This window comes from Chitinophaga sp. (genome assembly GCF_035564935.1).
Classification (GTDB): Bacteria; Bacteroidota; Bacteroidia; order Chitinophagales; family Chitinophagaceae; genus Chitinophaga.
In genome coordinates this window covers 1-3,747 of the sequence record NZ_DATMTE010001017.1, presented here as the reverse complement: position 1 = coordinate 3,747, position 3,747 = coordinate 1, and the positions used below count along the sequence as shown (strand labels likewise).

Below are 3,747 nucleotides of genomic sequence, written 5' to 3'. Positions count from 1 at the left end.
CCAGCCGGCAGAGAAGGAAGGGAACAGGCCCCACCTGTTGGCCGGAGAGAAACGGGAAGAACCATCATACCGCAGGTTGGCTTCGAACAGGTATTTGCCATCGTAGTCGTAGTTCAACCGGCCGAAATAGGATTGAAGCGCCAGTTCGTAGGAATACCCCGTCGCTTTCTGCCCGTCTGTTGAGCCCAGGTTTATATCGGTAAGCTGGTTGTTCAGGAAACCTTTCCGGTAGCCATCATCAAAACTGAATTTGGTTAGCTCCTGGGAGTAGCCGCCCAGTATTTTGAAGTTATGTTTACTGAAGGATTTGGTGTAGTCCAGTAATGCCTGCTGTGTAACGGTGTTGGCGAAACTGTTTTCATCGGTTACATAACTGGGTCCCTGGTAAAATGTTTTATTACCTGCGGCATCATAATATTGCTGATCAGCAATGAATTTTTTGTTGTGGCCGATCTTCATCAGGTAAGCAAGGGAAGGTTTGAAATGCAATCCTTTTACAATTTCCCAGTCTGCCCCTACATTACCTACCAGGTCGTAGTTATTATACTTATTCAGGCTGTTTCCTTCCAGCCATGCCATGGGGCTGCCATCAGAAATATAACCGTAGTAGCCATTTTCATATTTGTAAGGAATGGTAGGGGAGATGCGGTTGATTTGTCTTACCAATTGTGTAAAATCGCCGGTGTAAGGGTTGCTGGGCTCATTTCTGCCGGAGGAAGTAAAGGCGAGATTACCAATTACTTTCACCTTGTCGTTGATCTGGGAAGTGATATTCAACCTGCTGGTATAACGTTTTGCATTTGTTTTATCCACCAGACCATTCTCATCAAATAAGCCTAAAGAGAAGGCATACTGTGTATTTTCACTTCCACCGGAAACGCCCACATAGTGATTCTGCTGTAAGCCGCTGCCCTGGTAAAACAGGTCGAGCCAGTCGGTATTAGGATAATTGAAAGGATCGGAGCCATCTTTGAATTTCTGGATCTCTGCATCTGTCCAGCGGGCTGCTTTATTTTCGTTGCTCAGCGCCTGGTTGTATAAAGTAGCCGCTTGCCAGGAGGGTAAAAAGTCAGGTAAGCCGGTTGCTTTCTGTTTACCTACATAGCCGTTGTAAACTACCTGCGGCGGACCTTTACGGCCTTGTTTGGTAGTGATGAGAATAACGCCGTTGGCTGCACGGGAACCATAAATGGCAGCAGATGCCGCATCTTTCAGTACCGAGAGCGTTGCAATATCGTCGGGGTTAATATTATTAAGGCTGCTCAGGTTAGTAACCACGCCGTCTATCACAATTACGGGGTCGGCGTTGTTTAAGGTTCCAATGCCCCTGATATTGATCTTGGCGGCATCAGCGCCGGGCTGACCACTATTGGCTGCTGTAACGGTGATGCCTGGCATGGTACCTTGCAGGGCGTTACCCAGGCTGGTTACCGGCCTGTTGGTAAGCTGTTCTGTACCAATGGAAGTAACGGAACCGGTAAGGTTGGCTTTTTTCTGTGTGCCGTAACCCACTACCACAAATTGTTTCAGCGCGCTTACATCGGGCGCCAGCGAAATATTGATCACTGTTTTTCCTGCTACCGTAACTTCTTTGGTGATATAGCCGATACTGGTTATCACCAATACCGCGTTATCGGGTACATTTGTGAGCTGGAAAGTGCCATCCGGGCCGGAAACGGCGCCTTTCTGTGTTCCCTTTATTACAATGGAAACCCCGGGAATGGGCGCCCCTGCATCGTCTACTACTTTGCCGGTAACAGCCGGGGGAGGCGGTGTAGCTGCCGGTGCTGCTGCCGGCTTTTCATTTTTTGTAATGAAGATGGTATTGCCCTGGATCTCGAAGCTAAGCGGTTGCTTTTGCAATACCGCTTCCATGGCTGCCTGCAGCGATGCGTTTTTTATGTTTACCGAAACGGGGGTACTGTTTTTCAGATCCTCCTTATCGTAAAAGAAAACGTAACCGGTTTGCGCCTTGATCACGTTCAGCACTTTCTGGAGACTCACCTCCCTGGCGGAGTAGGTCACCGTTTGGGCGCTGCTTGCTGCACTTACCTGCAGGGCGGCAATGAGCAGCATAAATGAAGTTAGCTTCATAACTAACAGTGTTTTGGTTGAGAGCCCCGCAAATTTCCAATATCTGCGGGTACCGGAATTACAAATAGCCTTAAGTTGCATACTTTTGCAATGTTTGGTTGAATTAATAAATAATGTTTACCGACTTGTTTGTTGATGAAATTGAACTATAGCCGGGGTAGGACGCCAATCTCAGCCCCGGTTTTTTATTCAATACGCGTAGTGCGCCGCTGGCAATAGCTTTGATCTTTTCATTGTTCTTATTTTTTCATTGTTCATAACTATGGCTGGATAACAATCCTGTTACCATTCTCTATCCTGTACTTAATACGTGTTTTCGTAAGTCCTTTTAATACCTGTGATAATGTGAGGTTCCGGCCTATTTCCCCGGTAAATACCCTTTGGGGAATGTTGCCTTCATATTTTACTTCCACATTGTACCAGCGCGATAACTGGCGCATTACTGTGGGAAGGTCTGCATCATTAAAAGAAAAGAAACCTGCTTTCCAGGCCATCACTTCGGAAATATCGGCATGGTCCACAACCTGTATGGATGTCCCGTTTGCCGGTACCCTGGCCTGTTGCCCGGGCCGGAGCTGCTGTTGCTGTTGAGAAACGTTTACCCGTACAGCGCCCTCCAGCAGCGTGGTATTAATGCTGGCTTCATCTTTATATGCGTTAATGTTAAAATGTGTACCCAATACGTCAATGGTGGTGTTGCCTGCCTTTACGCGGAAAGGCATTTTTTCATTTTTAACCACTTCAAAGTATGCTTCACCGGTAACGGTTACGCTTCTTTCATTACCGGTAAATGCAGTAGGGTAGCTGATGGAAGAAGCGGCATTCAGCCATACGCCGGTGCCGTCCGGTAAAATCAGCTGGTATTGTCCACCCAGCGGGGTGCTCATAGTGTTGTACAGTACTTTCCCTTCCGGGTTACCGGCGCCACTGTAGGCCAGTTGCCCATTATTCAGCTTGGTGATCCTGGTGTTACCCTGTTGGGCCAGTACGCCGTTACCGGCGCTGTCCAGCGTGATTTCAGAGCCATCGGAAAGCGTGAGCACGGCCCTGTTGCCGCCCGGCGCTACATCTTTTACAGGCGCCCTGTTTACCATAACCGGTTGTTGTGTTTGCCTGGATAAATAATAAGCGCCTGCCGTGAGCAGGATAATACAGGCGGCAGCCCACCAGTAACGTTGCAGGAAATGTACCCGGCTTTTAACAGGTAATATTACAAGCTCCCGTGCGGGCTGGTCGGCATCCAGTATTTCTTTTACAGCCTGCTGCCAGTAGGCATGGTCGTAACCGGCATTGCCTGCATCGGCTGCCGCGCTGGCGCTATGAAAGGCATCCAGCAGCTTCACTATTTCACCCGACTCATCATCGCTGATCAGTTGCAACAGTTCCCGGTACTCCGCAGTGGTGGCACGGCGTAGCCGCACCTGTTCCAATAAGTAGGTAAGTTTTTCTGATGTGGACAACGGCCTCGTTTTAAAGCATTCGGAAATTCAGTTGACTTTACGTGGAACTGCCTGGTTACAGAAAGCCCCTTGCTTATACGTACCGTTAGCAGGCAGAGAGTACCTATATCTTTCGAAAAAAAATTAAAAAAAATATAAAATACCCCACCCGAGCAGGATCATGGGGAGGATAATACCTTTACCGGTAAGGTAT

Annotated in this window: 2 protein-coding genes; both read right to left on the bottom strand. The window is 48.3% G+C overall.

All coding sequences use genetic code 11. The features are described from left to right. Positions 1-2,094, bottom strand: a 2,094-nt coding sequence (locus VN105_RS26425; RefSeq protein ID WP_325645897.1) for a SusC/RagA family TonB-linked outer membrane protein, incomplete at its 3' end; no start/stop codon positions are given. A 260-nt stretch (positions 2,095-2,354) separates the two neighbouring features. Then, positions 2,355-3,554, bottom strand: coding sequence for a FecR family protein (locus VN105_RS26420; protein ID WP_325645895.1), 1,200 nt, complete (start codon positions 3,552-3,554; stop codon positions 2,355-2,357). Positions 3,555-3,747 lie beyond the last annotated feature (193 nt).